Origin of the sequence: Paraburkholderia agricolaris (assembly GCF_009455635.1) — a bacterium.
Lineage (GTDB): Bacteria > Pseudomonadota > Gammaproteobacteria > Burkholderiales > Burkholderiaceae > Paraburkholderia > Paraburkholderia agricolaris.
This window is the reverse complement of the sequence record NZ_QPER01000002.1, coordinates 624007-639445: the sequence shown is the minus strand read 5'-3', so window position 1 is coordinate 639445 and position 15439 is coordinate 624007. Positions and strand designations below refer to the sequence as shown.

The following is a 15439-nucleotide window of genomic DNA, read 5'->3' as shown; positions in this document are numbered from 1 at the left end:
GCGTATTGCCGATGAAAGGACGTGGGTTTGCCCATACCGCATGGGCGAGCAGAGTCGCGGGTTCAGTGATGGCGATCACACCCGCAAAGTCATCGACGCCTGACAAATGCCTGACGCGTCACGACGGCTGGCCTGCTCCATAACCTCCGGGCGCTGTTGCAGGCGCGGTCAGATCTTCGTCTGAAGCCGGGTATGCCGCCTTGCCGGCCGGCACGCCGTTCGATTCGACAATCTCAACCCGCAGACTGCCCTGGTTATTCCAATACGCCCAGCTGGCATCGTTGGCAAAGCAATACAGATAACCTGAGTGGGGTGCCTTGATCTCCACCTCTCGACCGATTCTGAAGTAGAAGGGTTCAGGCGGCACGCCGGCTTCCCCCGACTCCCCCGGGTATGAAATTGCACCGCAGAGTTCGAACCAGTTCGCCCCTTTGACCCGTTTGGACCATGCCAGCAGGCGTTGCATCCAGTTACCCGGCGTTCCCTCCGCGCCCGACGCGCTGTCCCCATCCAGCCAGGTTTGACCGTCAGGCACCTTGAACCGGTAACGCACGCCCTCCTTCATGAAAATGCCTGTCCAGTTCCACAACGGGCTGGCGAAAACCCGCACCTGAACCGGCACGGCTGGGTTTATGTTCGGTCGATAAGGTGCCTGAAAGATAGGTGGATCGGCCTGTCGTGCCAATGCCAGAGCCGAGATCGATTCAGAGCATATTCGCGAATCCTTCGCCAGATACGGGAAGGATCGCGGACGAAAGCCGATTCTCCTGTAGAAGCCAGTCAGTGAGTTGTGAAGTACGCCATGTACCGCGGACGGCGACAACTGATCCGCATCGGCCAACTGCTCCAGCATGGCTGACTCAAACACCGCGCCGCATCGCGCGGCCTCGGCAATCATCCATTTGAGTGTGGCATCGGAAAGCCCTGTTTCCTTGTAGCCGCCACCGACATCAGCGTGCACCCCAGGAAACCACAACTGGGTCACGCGCACCGGGTCGCAGCCATCCGCATCCGTCCACAGGGTTGGAAAGAAGTTGTTGCGCTGCTCATCAATCGCAAGGGCTTGTACCGCGCGTTCAACTTCTGGCGACAGCGTCGTGTCATGAAATTCGAAACGCTGCCTGCCGAGGCCGAATAACTCCGCAATTTCAGGGATGCCGAGCGCGCCCACCGTCTCCCATACGCCCAGGAAGCGAATGGGCGGCGGTTTGCCGTGCGCGAGGCGGAAGCGTTCCTGCCGGCTGACGTTTTCCGGTACTTTCGGGTCGAGCCGGTACAGGTTCCATGCCTCTTTGACCAGCGCCCAGGTTGCCCCGTGCGGCAACCCACAGTGATGCAACATGCCCACCAGGCTTCGCGCCGTGAACGCGCCACGAGAGAAGCCGATCACGAAGATTTCAGAACCTTCTTCGTAGTGGTCGGACAGCCACTTGTATGCGGTTCGAATGTCCCGGGAGAGTCCTAATCCAAGCGCACCGTCAATGACGCGGCGCACCCTGCCTTCGTTGGCCCCAATGCCGACGTGATAGTACCGAAGCTGTTCGATGCCATCTTCGCCGCGCTCGCTCAACGCGTTGAAAAAGCGCACAACGTTAGTTGGAACAGGCACCCCCTGAAACTCGTCGCTATCCGAGTTCCATGTGCCGTCACAGCAAACGAAAAGTCTTTTCATGTTTGTGGTCCTTCTCGTCCTGCGAGACGTTCATCACGCAGTGCAGCAACCGTCACCTCATATTTCGACCCGCGAGCCCAGTTCGATCACCCGGTTCGCGGTCAGCTTGAAATAAGCCGCGAGGTTACCGATATTGTGCGCCATTACGCTGAACAATCGCTCGCGCCACACCGGCATGCCCTTGCCTCCGGTCGCCACCACAGTGGCACGACTGAGGAAATAGGACACCTGCGCCGGATCGATCACCAGGCCCTTCGGCTCGCAGTCGCGCAGCGCTTGCGGCAGGTTGGCCTCGTCCTTGAAGCCGTAGGCCACGACGATGGTATGGCAGTCGTGGCCCAGCGACGTGATTGTCACGCGCTGCTCGCGTGGCACATAGGGCACATCCAGGTTGGTCACGTGCACGAACAGCGCGCGTTCGTGCAGCACATGGTTGTGCTCCAGGTTGTTGACCAACGCGTGCGGCACAGCGTTGACGTCGATGTTCAGGAACACTGCCGTGCCGGGCACGCGGATCGTTTCCTTCGCGAACAGGCAATCCAGGTAGGTGCCGAGCGGCTGTGTGCCGGCATGGCTGCGGGCTTCGTCGATCATCAGCCCACGGCCACGATGCCAGGTGGACATGATGGTGAACATGATCGCGCCCAGCAGCAGCGGGAACCACCCGCCATCCACGAACTTGAGCAGATTGGCCGAGAAGAACGCTAGGTCGATGACGAAGAAAAAGCCGGTAGCCAGCACGCACAACAACCAGTTGTAGTGCCACGCGTAGCGCACCACGTAGAACGTGAGGAAGGTGGTGATCATCATGGTGCCCGTTACGGCGATGCCATAGGCCGAACCCAGCGCCGTAGAGGAACCGAAGCCCAGCACGGCGCCCACCACCGCGATCAGCAGCAGCCAGTTGATGGCGGGTACGTAGATCTGGCCGACTTCGCGTTCCGAGGTGTAGATGATGCCCATGCGCGGCATGAAGCCCAGTTGCATGGCCTGCCTGGTCATAGAAAACGCGCCGCTGATCACCGCCTGCGACGCGATCACCGTCGCCACCGTGGCTAGCACCACCATCGGGAACAGCGTCGCCGACGGGAACAGGTGGAAGAAGGGGTTGTCCACGGTCTTGGGGTCCGACAACAGCAGCGCACCCTGACCCAGGTAGTTGAGCGCCAGCGCGGGCAGCACGAGAACGAACCACGACAGGCGGATCGGCGGCGCGCCGAAGTGGCCCATGTCGGCATACAGCGCCTCGGCGCCGGTCAGCGCCAGCACCACCGCGCCGAGTGACACAAAGGCTCGCCAGCCATTGCGCAGCAGGAATTCGAGGCCCATGAGCGGATTGAAAGCGTCCAGGATGGCCGGCGCGCGACCGATGTTGAGCAACCCGACCACCGCGATTACGCCGAACCACAACACCATCACCGGCCCGAACACCGCGCCGATACCAGCCGTGCCGCGCCGCTGCATGAGGAACAAGGCGACCAGCACGACCAGCGCGATCGATACCACGTAGGGTTTGAGCTGCGGCTCCGCCACTTGCAGACCTTCCACCGCGCTGAGCACCGAGATAGCCGGCGTGATCACGCCGTCGCCATAGAACAGCGCCGCGCCGAACACACCGGCAAGCAGCAAGCCGTTGCGCAGCCGCGGGCGGTCCATCACCGAACTGGAAGCCAGCGCCAGCAGCGCCATGATGCCGCCCTCGCCGTGGTTGTGAGCGCGCATGATCAGCGTCACATACTTGAGCGTCACCACGATGATTAGCGACCAGATGATGAGCGAGACCACGCCCAGCACGTTGAAGCGGTTGAGCACCAGTCCGTGGCCCGAATCGAATACCGTGCTCATGGTGTAGAGCGGACTGGTGCCGATGTCGCCGAACACAATGCCAATGGCGGCCAGCGCCAGTTTGGGCATCGACCCGTGGCGAGGTTCTCCGACGTGGCCGGCCTGGACGCCCGCTTGCGGACCTGAAGACGATTCCATGAATGGCTCCTTCTCAGTGAGTGAGGGCCCCGCCAACGAACGGTGCGCCGTCCCGCAAGCGCCAGGCGGCCCGTCTCCTGCCATGAGCTGATCTGCGGCCTGCCTATCGATAACAGCGTATAAAAAAAAGGGCGCGTTTCAAAGCATCCGCTTCAGCTTGTCTCCGATTCTCCGTCCATGATGAGTAGAAATAGCGTCGACTGCGATGAGATGTTCAGCTTCCTGTAAAGATTGCGCCGATGAACCTTTGCGGTGGCCGGTGACACGCCAAGCAGTTTTGCCATATTTTTGGTCGAATGACCGGCCAGAATCATCAGCGCGACTTCAATCTCACGATGGGTCAGCGAAGCGTTGGAGCGCTTGCGCAACGCCTCTTCGAAGTGAAGGCGCCGGTCACTTTCTGTGGACGAATGCACCGGCGGCGGGAGTAGCGCTGTCTGCGCCGACAGCGCATGGCACATCAACGGCAGCAACCATGCGCCGTACAGACAGAGCGTGCCGATTTCAGTCGAGCTAAAGCGGCGTTCACTACCCAGCGATACAGATAGCGTGCCGCCCGCAGGCAATGGCGCCAGAAGTTGCACCTCGTCTTCCAGCACGTTCACCGAAAAATAGCGGCGAAAGTATTCGGTTTCGCGGAAATGATCGGGCGCCACTTCGTCGAGGCAATACACACCCGGGCTGATCGCGCCCAGGCTGAATTGATAGAAAGGGTCCAGCAAATAGACGCTATTCAAATACCCTTTGAACAGTTCGTCGTGGGGCGCGCGCGCCGGGATTTCCGCGACCAACTGGGGTGTTCCGTTGGGCCAGAAAATCACCACCACCCAGTTGTCAACGTGGACCACCTTGCGCAACAGGTCGATCAGCGCGTGCCAGAACTGTTTGTCGTCGAGTTTCTCGACCAGACGTCCAAGCCGCTGATGAAACGCGACGTCCGATACTTCAAGCTGCATGCCGGTCTCCCCCAACTACCCCTTAAAGGGTAGGCCGCATTATCGTTCTAGCCCTTCGGCCTGATTTTCACTCGTTGCCCTCCACCCTACCATCTCCGTACCCCGCCGCATGCGCGTCGACAGGTTTGCTCGCAACGAGCAACACAGGAGAAAAGTATGGGTATCAGAGACATTGGCGTTCGAGTTGGCCACGGCACGCCCGGTCCGTTTAACAGCATCACCGACGTGCAAGGCGTAAGAGTCGGCCATCGTACCCTGGTCGAAAATCGCGCAGAAGCGTCGATTCGAACCGGCGTGACGATCATCGAACCGCGCCCTGGCATCGCCCGGTTCGAGCCATGTTTTGCCGGCTGTCATGTGCTCAATGGAAACGGCGATGCCACCGGTCTCGAGTGGATACGCGAATCCGGCCTGCTGACCACGCCCGTTGCGTACACCAATACGCACAGCGTTGGCGTGGTTCGCGATGCACTCGTCGCCGCCGAACGCGCATTGGTTGGCGATAGCCAGTACTGGTGCATGCCGGTGGTGCTGGAAACCTTCGACGGCGTACTGAACGACATCTGGGGTCAGCACGTCACCGCGGCGCATGTCCACGAGGCGCAGTCCAAGGCCCGCAGCGGACCCGTGGCCGAAGGGTCGGTTGGCGGTGGCACCGGCATGATCTGTCATGAGTTCAAAGGCGGTATCGGAACCGCCTCGCGCAAGCTCGCTCAAGAAGACGGCGGCTGGACCGTCGGTGCGCTGGTCCAGGCGAACTACGGGCGTCGCGACGCATTGCGTGTGGCCGGCTATCCGGTTGGGGAGGTGTTGCGGGATCTGCCGTCGCCATTCGACAAACGTCAGGCGGGCGTGCCCGGCATGGGGTCGATCGTCGTGACGCTTGCCACCGACGCACCGCTTCTTCCCCATCAGTGCACGCAGCTTGCCCGGCGGGCAAGCATTGGATTAGCCCGGGTTGGTGGCGGCACGGAATATTCCAGCGGCGACATCTTCATCGCGTTCTCGGTCGGCAACCACGGCATACCGCCGGCGGATTACGGCAACCAGGGCGAACCTGTCATCAACCTGCGCAGCGTCAGCCACGATTTCATCTCTCCGCTATTCGTCGCGGCTGCGGAAGCAGTCGAAGAAGCCATCCTCAACGCACTTGTTGCTGCTGAAGATATGCATGGAAGAGACGTTCATGTTCCCGCGCTCGGCGTCGACCGGCTACTGAAAGCACTGCAACAGGTTGGCTGGCGCCGCGATGCCGATCATGCAATCCGCCCGTTCGCTGACTGACTAACGCTTCTTCCCCTTGCCTGAATTCCTTCATTAAAACCGAAAGGTCACTATGACATCCCGCCCGCTCATCACTGTCCTCACTGGAATCCTCGCAGCATCGGGGCTGCTGGCCGCGACGGCCAATCATGCCAAAGCCGAAGAACTGAATGTCTACAACTGGTCGGACAATATTGCCGACGACACCGTAGCGGGGTTCGAAAAGGAAACCGGAATTCACACGCGCTACGACGTCTATGATGGCGACGATACCTTGCAGGCAAAGTTGCTCAGCGGTTCGTCGGGTTATGACATCGTGGTGCCGTCGTCCAGCTATGCCGGCAAGCAGATTGAAGCGGGGGTGTACCGGAAGCTCGACAAGAGCAAGATTCCAAATCTGGCTAATCTCGATCCCATGCTCATGAAGATGCTTGCGTCAGCCGATCCTGGCAATCAGTACACCGTGCCATGGTCATGGGGAACGGACGGCATCGGTTACAACGTCACGAAAGTGACGCAGATATTAGGCAAGGACGCCCCCTACGATAGCTGGGACCTGCTGTTCGATCCGCAATACGTATCGAAGCTGAAAACCTGTGGTGTTTCCGTACTCGACTCGGCGGAGGATGCGTTTTCGGTGGGTCTGATCTACCTGCATAAGGATCCCAACAGCACCAACCCCGCGGATTATCAGGCCGTGTACAAGCTGCTCAAAACAATTCGGCCGTACATCACGCAATTCAATTCGTCCGGCTACATCAACGATCTGGCCAATAACGATGTCTGCATTGCGCTGGCGTGGTCAGGCGACGTCGGGATCGCGAAGCGGCGTGCGCAAGAGGCCCATCGCGCCTACGAGATTCGCTACGTCATTCCCAAAGGCGATGGCGTGCTGTGGTTCGATTTGATGGCGGTTCCCAAAGATGCGCCTCACCCTGAAGCTGCCATGCAATGGATCAACTACATCCTTCAGCCCAAGGTTAGCGCGGCGATCACCAATCAGGTTTTCTATCCCAACGCTAACGCGGCTGCCCGTGCTTACGTGAAGCCGGATATTCTCGATAACGAAGCGGTCTACCCTCGCGGGGACAAGATGAAATCGCTCACACTGTCATTGCCGTTGCCGGCCGATATCCTGCGCCTTCAGAACCGGCTGTGGACGCAACTCAAGTCCGGGCGATAACTTCACTGCTGTTCGGGCCGCACAAACGGCTGCTGCGAGCGAATCACCACAACCCGACTCACCGCTCAATCGCGCGCGTGAGCCGGGCTGTCTGTTGTCACTGACCGTAGACGTCGAAGTCGAAATACTTTTTCGCGATTCTGTCGTACGTGCCGTCCGCGCGAATGTCGGCGATCGCCTTGTCGATCTTCGCCTTCAGGTCGGTATCTTCTTTGCGCAAACCGATCGCGGTCCCGCTTCCCAGCGTCTTCGCGTCGTAAAGCGCATTACCGGCAAATGCAAAGTCCTTGCCTCGCGGTGTGTGCAAGAATCCGACCTCGGCCTGCACGGCGTTTTGTAGCGATCCGTCAATGCGCCCGGCAATCAGGTCCGAGTAAACGAGATCCTGATCCTGGTAAGACGCGATCACCGCGCCGGCCGGTTCCCAGTACGTCTTCGCATATGTTTCCTGGATCGAACCCTGCTCGACGCCGATTCGCTTGCCCTTCAGCGCCTGCGGCGTCGGCAGGAGCGTCGAGCCCTTCTTCGCGACAAGGCGTGTCGGGATACGGAATACCTTCGACGAGAACGCGATCTGTGTCTGGCGCGCGGGTGTCATCGACATCGTCGATAGCACGCCGTCGAACTTGCGCCCCTTCAGTGCGGGAATCATCCCGTCGAACGCATTCTCGACCCACACGCACTGCGCGTTCAGGCGGCGGCAAATCTCATTGCCGAGATCGATGTCGAAGCCGACGAGTTTGCCGTCGGCGGATTTCGATTCGAACGGCGGATAGCTCGCGTCGACACCGAAGCGCACGGTCGACCAATCCTTCGCGATGGCGCTGCCGGACGATACCGCGAGCAGCGCCATCGTCAGGGTTGCAAGCAGGGATTTCATGTTTTTCCTTTCGTCATTCTTTTAAAGAAATGCGCGACGTGAGTGAACAATCGCAAACGTGCGGTAAGCACGCCGTCACGCCGGGGCCCGTTGCCAGAACTGCATCCGGCGCGCAGCGCCCGACATTCGACCTTAATCCGCCCATCCTTACAAATGCATTAAACAAATCACTTCATGCATGCAACGCATATCAGCCAGCCGCCAGTGAAAAGATGAAGCCGCCGATCCTGCGCCGTGAGAACCGGCTGCGAACACAGTTCAAGTTCGGCTGATACGGCCTGTGCCGCTGCAGCTTTGGAGAATCACGGAGTCAGCGTAAATCTAAACGCGTGTTTCCAACATGCGGCTTTATAGATCGGAGTCCGTATTATGACGGCAGAAGCTTTTGTCTGAACTATCTGCGCAGCCGGATAGCGTAACGGCAGGTTACGTTCGACGTGATGGGAACACGTAACATCCAGGACTTAACACCCGCTGCGCTGCGCCGTCACGGTGTTTCGCACTGCATCTCGTGTAGCTCGTCCAGCAAGGCCCCGCTGCACCACGCGCCACTCAATTCCGGCACGGTCGATACGCGGAGCGTACCGCGTTGAGCTACCAGTGCATTGGCTCGGAACTTGCAGCGGCCAAATGCCCGAGCAAGCCATATCCGAGCATGGCGCTACCGCAGCCAGCTCCAGAAGAACGATACGAAGGCGACGCGCACACACGCGCGGTGTCGGGCTCAAAGCAACCGTTCAGGAAAGACCGATCAGCGGTTTTCCGGGGGCACTGATTACACCTTTGACCAATCAGGACGCGATTTCATCGCGAAAGGACTAATCATGGCTCCCTTCAAACGCACTCTCGTTGCGTCGGCAAGCGCACTCCTATGGTGGTCGCTAGCGACCCCGGCTCACGCTGGAGATGTCACCGCCCCCACTCCTCCCTCAATGACGCAAGGCGGCGGATGGACGAGCACCGGGCAACCGGGATCGGGATTCTCATGGACAGGAGGCAGCGGCGCGCCCAGCGGATGGACCGGCAGCGGTTCGGGCGTGAGTAGTGGCTCCGGTTTTAGCGGCAGCACGACCTGGGGCGGCGTGACGGTTTCCGGCTCGGGGTACGGAGGCGGTTTTGCAGGTGGTGGATTGGGTGGTTATGGCGGGTATGGCGGTGGGTACGGTGGCGGTTCAGGAGATGGCGGATCCGGCGGTTCGGGTAGTGGGAACGGTGGTGGATCTGGGGATGGTGGCCACGGTGGTTCGGGTGGTTCGGGTGGCTCGGGCGGCTCGGGTGGCTCGGGTGGCTCGGGTGGCTCGGGTGGCTCGGGCGGTTCGGGTGGGTCGGGTGGGTCGGGTGGCTCGGGTGGCTCGGGTGGCTCGGGTGGCTCGGGTGGCTCGGGTGGCTCGGGTGGCTCGGGTGGCTCGGGTGGTTCGGGGAATTCGGGCGGTTCGGGTGGCTCTGGAAACGGAGGCCATGGCGGCTGGGGCGGTGGGAACGGCGGCGGTTCCGGAGACGGTGGCCACGGTGGATCGGGCGGCTCCGGTGGATCGGGCGGCTCCGGTGGGAACGGTGGCGGCACTGGAACCGGTGGTCATGGCGGCTCCAGCGGCTCCGGCGGTTCCACAGGAGCCGGTGCCGGTAATGGCAACCAGACCACCAGCGGCCTTCTTGACCCGATCGTGAATCTGGTCGTCAGTGTCGGCGCGGTTAGCGTGCCTATCTTGCCGATCACCGTAGGCAACAACAGCGGCAGCGGAAACGGCAATGGTGTGGGCAACGGCGCAATCGGCGGCTCAAAGGGCGTGACAGGCGGCTCGAGCGGACATAGCAACGGCGGCCTGCTGGCACCTGTGACCGCGTTGCTCGGCGGCCTGTCGGTAGGTTCGGTGAGCGGCGGCTCGCAAAGCAGCAGCGGCCCGCTCGCGCCGGTGACCACCTTGCTCGGCGGACTGACCGGTGGCCTGGGCGGCGGCACCTCGCAAGGCAGCAGCGGCCCCCTCGCACCGGTGACCACCTTGCTCGGTGGACTAACCGGCGGCCTGGGAGGCGGTACCTCGCACGGCTCGTCGACTGGCTCCTCGGCCAGCCCGGTTGCGCCACTGACCAACCTGGTCGGCACCATCACCGGCGTACTCGGTGGCACAAGTGGCGGGTCGTCTCCGCTCGCTCCGTTGACGAACCTGCTCGGCGGCCTCACAGGTGGACTCGGCGGCAGCATCCCGCAGACGTCGACCACACCCAAGCACTAACCTGCCGCGCGTGGTGCCTCCAAGGGCACCACGCGCGAGACCTCGTGGGTGCAATAGCAAGCAACCCGGCCGGACCTGACCGGCGTCACAGTCTCGCGACGTCAGGCCCGGCACATGCCGGTGCGCCGACATGACTCAACGCAAAGAACCGCGGCCACACGTTCGGAGATGGCGCGCGCGTCGTTACTCCGGCCTCACCTTCGCCCTGTCATCAGGCATCACGAGATCGCGCTCGACCAGTTCAAGCTTCAGTGGCGCATCCGCCGACAGTCTCTTCCTGGCAATCACACGACGCCAGCTTCCGTGCGAATCAGGGTTCCGGTAGAACGCCACAACGCCTACATATTGCGTATCCGGCTGCATGGGCTGCGAAACGCTTACAGAAGCACCGGGGCTGACTATCGTCGCCATGTTGTCCTGCAGATCCTGCGCAAGGACAGTCTTGTCGTTTTTCAGCAGATCGTCATATGAGGCCTTGTCTATGCGCTGTCGATCCTTGAGCTGATACACGCGCACGGCGACTGACGTCGAGCGCATGGCTTCGTCGGGATTGATCGACGCGCGCGCGGTGAGGTCGACGTTCAGCACCTTGACCTGTTTGTAGAAGACAGCGTGGTACGCACTCGAGGTCGAATCCGACACCGTCTGCCATGCACCACATCCGTTGAGCATCAGACTTGCGGCAAGGAGGGCAGCGATCGAAGTAATCAGGCGGAAAGTCATAAGCACTCCAGATTCAGACAGACGGCACGAGGAACGGATTCGGCCCCGGTGCCGGAAATGCTTCGTAAGCGCCAAGCGCAATGGTTATCAAACGCTCTTCGTCTGAAGGCAGAATAGTGGTCCACGCAAGTCGAGGCGTGTGACGTTCAAGCGCCGTGCCGATTCCTGGCGCGGGTGCAACGCGCGACGATACTTCCATGCGCAGGAACACGTCGGCCTTTGTCCCCGCATACAGACGGATAAAGGCCATCAGTTCGCGGTGCAGCCACGCACCGGGCAACAGGTCGTGGGCCTGTTCCGCGCTCGCCGGCCGCAACGTCACACGGGCGGCGCGGCTCCGGTACACCAGACGCGTGCCCAACACGTAAGCCCCACCGAGGCCACAACGCTTGCCCTCGCTCCTTACACCAGCGGCACCGCTCGCGGACGTGAGCGGTTGAGGCTTGCCCGCGCTCCTGAGAACCGGGAAGAACTCGTCGACACGTACATCGACACCGGGTACGGCAAGTGCCACGACACCGGCAAGACCTTCAGGCGTGCGCGTGCGCTGGATCAGCAGCCCCAGCAGCGCGAGTACTCGCGAGTCGGGCAGGCCGGCGCGTGCGGGCTTGTCACCCCAGCCGAAACCTGCCAGCGACAATAGCCTGCGTGAATGCGCATCGGTGCCGCCCGGACGGAAGCCGACCGGGTAACGATACTTTTTCCAGGCGCGATACAGCAGCGTGACGAACCGGTGATTGAACTGGTCGAGAAATGCTTCGAGCGCCTCGTGCCCTTCCGTTCGCAGCACGATGTCGTCGATCATGTGCGAGGGTATGGCTGCGTCCACCCCGTACAGCCCCATGAACGTCGTGCGCACGGTCGGCGGCGTGTTCGGTCCGTAGGTGCAACCCTCCTCGTCAAACTCGACCAAGGCAATTTCGCCAGCCGGAAAACCGACGCGAGCGAGGGGGCGAAATCGCACGGGTTCATGTTCCGGCGTGTCGCGCGTACCGAAGCCGGGACGCTCCGGCACACACACTTCGAGCAGTTGACACAACTGCATGAAGTTCATCGTCGGTGCACGTGCGAGCAGCGACGCAACCAGCGGCTCCAGGCTGTTGGGCAGCGCTTGCGGTTTTAACTTCATAGCGAGGAGCGTAGCGCTTTGCTGCGCGGCCATTCATTGCGTTGCCGCGACGGCAGGCTCACTATCGCAAGCTTCGTGAACAGGTTGATCTCGGCATAAAGCGCGAAGAAACGATGCAGCAGTTCGCCGAATAGCATCACGTCGCCGACGCCTGCGAACGCATGACTGTCGAGCGTAACCTCGATCAGCACACCCCGCTCGACCGAGCCGCCCGACACCTCCTCGAGCAGTTCCTCCGAGACGTGCAGGATGCCCGCCAGGCGCCGGCGGTTCAGCTCGTCGTTGGTCCAGTCGTAAAGCGCCAAGGCACCGCGCAGCACTTCCGCGTCCATCATCGACAGGAAGTTCGGCGCGAGGTGAGATAGCACCCGCCACTGGAAGCGGTCGCCGGTGGGCGGATAGAGCGGTAGCGTTAGCGCTGCCCGATTGCGCACCGCCGACACGTTCGGCGTGCTCTCGCCCAATTCATCAATGCTCGCTTCGCGCAGCCCCTTTCTCGGCAGCATGCCGTTCGTGCCCGTCACACGTAGCGACAGATTTTCTGCCGGCAGATCCTCCATCGTCTCCCACGCGTGGCCGCCGAGGATGACCCACGTGTCATGCAGCCCGTTTACACCCCGCCGTACGCGCGTGTGGAAGTACCGCTCCGGTGCCTCATGGCGCAACATCCCGCCGCGGTGCCGGAACGTCGCGAACTGCACATACTCGTAACGCTGCGCATTAGCATGATCGAACGACTCGATCGCGTCGACTGAGTACGTTTCGATGTTGGCCCCCTGGTGGCCGGCAGCGACAACCCGGTATTCCGTCTCGTGGTGATTGACGTCGATCGGTTCGGCGTCGAGCGGAAACAGGTTGATAACCGGCGCACAGAAGAGCCGCACGTTCTCCACCGTGAAGCGCTGGTCGGACGGGTAAGCGTGCTTGAGCAGGATTTCCAGTTCGAAGCTGTAGGTATCTGCCGGCAACTTCGCGATATTCAGATTGCACAGGTCGACGAACAGGAACTTCTCCCGGAACGCGAAATACTCGAGTAGCAGTTGAAAGCCCGAAAATTCTGCCTCGGCCCTCGGCCACAAGCGCTCTTCCAGCGTAAAACCAGCAGGCTCGATGCGCAGGCCCTCAAGCAACTGCACGTTGCCTTGCTGCGACTCAGGAATCCGCAACGAGACAGAGTCCACCTGACGGGTCAGCGCGAGGTGCATTGCGAAGGCAGTGGGCAGATCCGCGTTCAGGTACAGGCGCAGTTTCGACAGATCGGTGGCCTCACGCCGAGCCGAACGATCGATCTCGAAGCGCAGCCGGATCACCGATCGGCCGTCGTGACGAACATCCGGCCCCGCATGGGTGAGGCGCATCGGCTGGAGCGTCACCGCCTGCGTCGTGCAGTAGACGCATTGCACGGTTTTCGGCGCGGCGCCTTCCATGCCGGGTGGCGCTGGGGTCACGATCGGAGCCGAGCGCACCGGTACGCCGGCCGACACTATTTCAGTCTTCTGCAACTTTTCGACGAGCGGAAAGAACTCCACGATCGACAGCGACGGAATCATGCGCAGATAGTGCGGCCACAGCAGGTTCACCAGTCCCTCCGTCAGCTCCGGCAGTTCGTCGTCGAGTTTCTGCTGCAAACGACCCGTCAGGAATGCGAAGCCTTCGTAAAGCCGTTCGACGGATGGATCTCGATCCCCCACGCGATCGAGATTGAGCATGCGTGCGCGATCGGGATGCGCTCGCGCGAATTCCTTGCCTGCCTCGCGCAGGTAACGCATTTCGGCTTCGTAGTAGCGGAGGATTGAATCGTCTTGGTCCATGAAAACTCGTTGTTATAGCGCGAGGGCTCGTGTAGGGTCGAGCACGGTCAGCTCTCCCTGGAGTTGGTCGATGCGGTGGGCGAGCATGGGCTTGTCCGCGTCCTTGCGAAGGCTCACCGATCTGAGCGCCTTGATCAGTTGCTGCTTCACCTCGAAGGCGAGCGAGGGCTCCCAGCGCACGAGCGGCACAGTTTGCGTCGCGGCATCCAGTTCGACGAGCAACGGCAACGCGGCATCGATACGGCCCGCGTGATCGGCGAGGCGTGCCATGACGAAACGTTGCAGATAGCGCTGCCGCTCGGTCCTGACTCCGGGCAGCGATTCCAGCCACGCGAACGCGGCCTCGAGGCTTTGGCTTGCGGCGAGATCCCTGGCCTGCGCTTCGATCTCGGGCCAATCGCCAGCCGCACCGTCCTCGCTTTCGGCCGAGACGGATAGTGGGGCGACCGTCTCGCCCGCTTCAAGATCACGCACAACCGCATGACGGGCGATCCATTCGAGCGTAGTGTCGTCGGCGAACGGCGTGCCTTCGTTGAATGCGAGCCGCTCGATTCCTGGCAGACGTTCGAGAAAGAGTGCGAAGTCCGCCCGCAGAAGTTCACGCCACGCGTTATACGGTGCGCCGACGCGATCAAGCGAAATATGCTGGAAGTACTGTAGATCGAGCCATAGGTGATTCACGCCTTCCATGAATGCACCTTCAACGCGTTCGAGCAGTTCGTGCCAGTGCTTCTGCAATACGAGGCGCTTCATCTGCTGGCGCAGTTCGGCGCGCGGCGGGACGAGACGTGTGCGGAACTGCGCGTCGGCGGGTGGCACCTCGTGCAGGGTGTCCCAGCGAACGCTGCGCACGAGCCGCACCGATGGCAGGTAGCCGTTTTCCTGATCGCGCAGCCAGCTTGCCATCGTGCGCGCCTGGTCCAGCAGATCGCGCGTGGAAGACACGGCGCCGGTTGCTTTGCCCGTGGCGCCCTGCAGTGCCTGCTGGGGTGAATCTGTCTCCTGATCCGCACTGCGCGTCGACTCGCGGTTGCGTTCCAGGCACGCGACGAGCGGTTGCAGGTTGGGGCGCGCCGCTTCGGGCCACTCACTGGTACGCGTGAGAAGCAGGTTGAGTGCCGCCATCGCGCGCTCAAGATCCGCGGGTGCGAACTCACCGCGGCTTTCGAGCAGATCGACCATGCGCGTGGTCGCGAGTATTTCAAGCGCCCCTTTCTTCGTTTCAGCACGTGCGGGCAGTAGTGCTGCATCGAAGCGCTCAACCAGCGTCGCGATCAGCTCCAGACCGTCCGCAAAACCTGCCGGACCGTGCTGGCGCAATCGCGCGAATGTGTAGTGGCCGGCCACGCGCAGATCCTTGCCGGTTCCCGTGATCAGTTGCTCACAGGAACGCACGATCAGGGTGTCATCGATACCCGTGAGCTTCGCGGCTTCGTCCTTCAGTTCGAAGAACGCATCCTCGTAGCCAGGATCGCGGCCACAGGGATGTTCGCCGGGAAATGGCACGAGCCATGACGACCAGACGTCGGCGCGTGCGCGCGGCAACGAAAGAGCCGCGTTCGTGCCCAGCAGATTCTTGACGAAATGAGTTAGCACACGTCGACC

General features: G+C 61.5%; 12 protein-coding genes. 4 read left to right on the top strand and 8 right to left on the bottom strand.

The window, feature by feature from the left end:
- Positions 1 to 118 precede the first annotated feature (118 nt).
- The 3 genes from GH665_RS24335 to GH665_RS24325 form a co-directional block, all read right to left on the bottom strand.
- Positions 119 to 1672, bottom strand: a complete 1554-nt coding sequence (locus tag GH665_RS24335; protein WP_153139661.1) for a DUF2235 domain-containing protein — start codon at positions 1670 to 1672, stop codon at positions 119 to 121.
- A 57-nt stretch (positions 1673 to 1729) separates the two neighbouring features.
- On the bottom strand, positions 1730 to 3586 hold the full coding sequence (locus tag GH665_RS24330) for a potassium transporter Kup (protein WP_153142279.1): 1857 nt from the start codon (positions 3584 to 3586) through the stop codon (positions 1730 to 1732).
- A 221-nt stretch (positions 3587 to 3807) separates the two neighbouring features.
- Positions 3808 to 4611 (bottom strand): helix-turn-helix transcriptional regulator, encoded by an 804-nt coding sequence (locus tag GH665_RS24325; RefSeq protein WP_153139658.1) that lies wholly within the window; start codon positions 4609 to 4611, stop codon positions 3808 to 3810.
- 156 nt (positions 4612 to 4767) lie between these two features.
- Here GH665_RS24325 and GH665_RS24320 point away from each other — a divergent pair, with 156 nt between their 5' ends.
- Both GH665_RS24320 and GH665_RS24315 read left to right on the top strand, forming a co-directional pair.
- Positions 4768 to 5895 carry a DmpA family aminopeptidase gene (locus GH665_RS24320; RefSeq protein ID WP_153139656.1) on the top strand — a complete coding sequence of 376 codons (1128 nt, stop codon included), beginning with the start codon at positions 4768 to 4770 and terminating at the stop codon, positions 5893 to 5895.
- 52 nt (positions 5896 to 5947) lie between these two features.
- Positions 5948 to 7057 carry a polyamine ABC transporter substrate-binding protein gene (locus GH665_RS24315; protein ID WP_153139654.1) on the top strand — a complete coding sequence of 370 codons (1110 nt, stop codon included), beginning with the start codon at positions 5948 to 5950 and terminating at the stop codon, positions 7055 to 7057.
- 97 nt (positions 7058 to 7154) lie between these two features.
- Here GH665_RS24315 and GH665_RS24310 read toward each other — a convergent pair whose 3' ends face one another.
- Positions 7155 to 7937, bottom strand: a complete 783-nt coding sequence (locus tag GH665_RS24310) for an ABC transporter substrate-binding protein (protein ID WP_153139652.1) — start codon at positions 7935 to 7937, stop codon at positions 7155 to 7157.
- A gap of 38 nt (positions 7938 to 7975) precedes the next feature.
- Between GH665_RS24310 and GH665_RS24305 the strand changes: the two genes are divergently transcribed.
- Entirely contained in the window at positions 7976 to 8209 is a 234-nt protein-coding gene (locus GH665_RS24305; protein ID WP_153139650.1) for a hypothetical protein, read from the top strand.
- Between the two features lie 552 nt (positions 8210 to 8761).
- Positions 8762 to 10171, top strand: a complete 1410-nt coding sequence (locus GH665_RS24300) for a hypothetical protein (protein WP_153139648.1) — start codon at positions 8762 to 8764, stop codon at positions 10169 to 10171.
- Positions 10172 to 10354: 183 nt separating this feature from the next.
- Here the strand turns inward: GH665_RS24300 and tssJ are convergent, their stop codons facing one another.
- The 4 genes from tssJ to tssA are packed head-to-tail and all read right to left on the bottom strand — an operon-like array spanning position 10355 to position 15430.
- Positions 10355 to 10894: a type VI secretion system lipoprotein TssJ gene (gene tssJ / locus GH665_RS24295; protein ID WP_174771755.1), complete on the bottom strand. Its 540-nt coding sequence runs from the start codon at positions 10892 to 10894 to the stop codon at positions 10355 to 10357.
- 13 nt (positions 10895 to 10907) lie between these two features.
- A complete protein-coding gene (gene tssG / locus GH665_RS24290; protein ID WP_246216351.1) occupies positions 10908 to 12023 on the bottom strand; it encodes a type VI secretion system baseplate subunit TssG in 1116 nt (371 codons plus the stop codon).
- Entirely contained in the window at positions 12020 to 13834 is a 1815-nt protein-coding gene (gene tssF, locus GH665_RS24285) for a type VI secretion system baseplate subunit TssF (protein ID WP_153139643.1), read from the bottom strand. Before tssF ends, tssG begins: the two co-directional genes overlap by 4 nt.
- Positions 13835 to 13846: 12 nt before the next feature.
- Positions 13847 to 15430: a type VI secretion system protein TssA gene (gene tssA, locus GH665_RS24280; RefSeq protein ID WP_153139641.1), complete on the bottom strand. Its 1584-nt coding sequence runs from the start codon at positions 15428 to 15430 to the stop codon at positions 13847 to 13849.
- Between the last annotated feature and the right edge of the window lie 9 nt (positions 15431 to 15439).

What these genes read in the sequence shown, in the direction of transcription:
- GH665_RS24335 (WP_153139661.1), bottom strand. Translation starts at nt 1,672, where the DNA reads ATGAAAAGACTTTTCGTTTGCTGTGACGGCACATGGAACTCGGATAGC.
- GH665_RS24330 (WP_153142279.1), bottom strand. Translation starts at nt 3,586, where the DNA reads ATGCCCAAACTGGCGCTGGCCGCCATTGGCATTGTGTTCGGCGACATC.
- GH665_RS24325 (WP_153139658.1), bottom strand. Translation starts at nt 4,611, where the DNA reads ATGCAGCTTGAAGTATCGGACGTCGCGTTTCATCAGCGGCTTGGACGT.
- GH665_RS24320 (WP_153139656.1), top strand. Translation starts at nt 4,768, where the DNA reads ATGGGTATCAGAGACATTGGCGTTCGAGTTGGCCACGGCACGCCCGGT.
- GH665_RS24315 (WP_153139654.1), top strand. Translation starts at nt 5,948, where the DNA reads ATGACATCCCGCCCGCTCATCACTGTCCTCACTGGAATCCTCGCAGCA.
- GH665_RS24310 (WP_153139652.1), bottom strand. Translation starts at nt 7,937, where the DNA reads ATGAAATCCCTGCTTGCAACCCTGACGATGGCGCTGCTCGCGGTATCG.
- GH665_RS24300 (WP_153139648.1), top strand. Translation starts at nt 8,762, where the DNA reads ATGGCTCCCTTCAAACGCACTCTCGTTGCGTCGGCAAGCGCACTCCTA.
- tssJ (WP_174771755.1), bottom strand. Translation starts at nt 10,894, where the DNA reads ATGACTTTCCGCCTGATTACTTCGATCGCTGCCCTCCTTGCCGCAAGT.
- tssG (WP_246216351.1), bottom strand. Translation starts at nt 12,023, where the DNA reads ATGAAGTTAAAACCGCAAGCGCTGCCCAACAGCCTGGAGCCGCTGGTT.
- tssF (WP_153139643.1), bottom strand. Translation starts at nt 13,834, where the DNA reads ATGGACCAAGACGATTCAATCCTCCGCTACTACGAAGCCGAAATGCGT.